This window comes from Tepidiforma sp. (genome assembly GCF_026419595.1).
Lineage (GTDB): Bacteria > Chloroflexota > Dehalococcoidia > Tepidiformales > Tepidiformaceae > Tepidiforma.
Genome location: NZ_JANZZD010000069.1, coordinates 1 through 1,047, shown reverse-complemented (window position 1 = coordinate 1,047; position 1,047 = coordinate 1). Strand labels below are relative to the sequence as shown.

Annotated in this window: 1 rRNA gene; it reads right to left on the bottom strand. The window is 56.2% G+C overall.

The features are described 5' to 3' along the window. Positions 1 to 1,047: ribosomal RNA gene (locus tag N2041_RS14340) — 23S ribosomal RNA — on the bottom strand; the annotation flags it as partial.

Genomic DNA, 1,047 nt, shown 5'->3' with positions numbered 1-1,047 from the left:
GGTAGTACAGGAATTTCAACCTGTTGTCCATCGGCTACGCCTCTCGGCCTCACCTTAGGTCCCGCCTAACCCTACGCTGACGACCATTGCGTAGGAACCCTTGGGCTTACGGCGACAGGGATTCTCACCCTGTTTATCGTTACTCATGCCGGCATTCGCACTTCCCTTACCTCCAGCCGCCCTCACGGGTCGGCCTTCATCGGCATCGGGAACGCTCCCCTACCGCCTGAGGGTTGCCCCCCAGACCCGCAGCTTCGGCGCTGGGCTTAAGCCCCGATCATTTTCGGCGCAGCGTCACTCGACCAGTGAGCTATTACGCACTCTTTAAAGGATGGCTGCTTCTAAGCCAACCTCCTGGCTGTCTCAGCGACGCCACATCCTTTCCCACTTAGCCCAGACTTCGGGACCTTAGCTGGCGGTCTCGGTTGTTCCCGCGCTTGGACGCGGACGTTATCGCTCGCGCCCTCACTCCCAGGCTCCACCTGGGACCCTTCGGAATTTGACAGGGTTTGGTAGGCTGGTGGGCCCCCTAGCCCTATCAGTGCTCTACAGGCCCCAGTCAGCACCTGAGGCTGACCCTAAAGTCATTTCGGGGAGAACCAGCTATCTCCGAGTTCGATTGGAATTTCTCCGCCATCCACAGCTCATCCCAGACCTTTTCAACGGTCATGTGGTTCGGTCCTCCACGAGATTTTACTCCCGCTTCAACCTGTCCATGGGTAGGTCACCCGGTTTCGGGTCTATAGCACGTAACTTCATACGCCCTCTTAAGACTCGGTTTCCCTTCGGCTCCGTACCTTTAGTACTTAACCTTGCTACGTACAATAACTCGCCGGACCGTTCTACAAAAAGTACGCTGTCGAGCCTTAACGCTCTTCAACTGCTTGTAAACATAGGGTTTCAGGTTCTCTTTCACTCCCCTCCCGGGGTTCTTTTCACCTTTCCCTCACGGTACTGCTTCACTATCGGTCACCAGGTAGTATTTAGCCTTGGATGGTGGTCCACCCTGCTTCCCACAAGGTTTCACGTGCCTCGTGGTACTCTGGA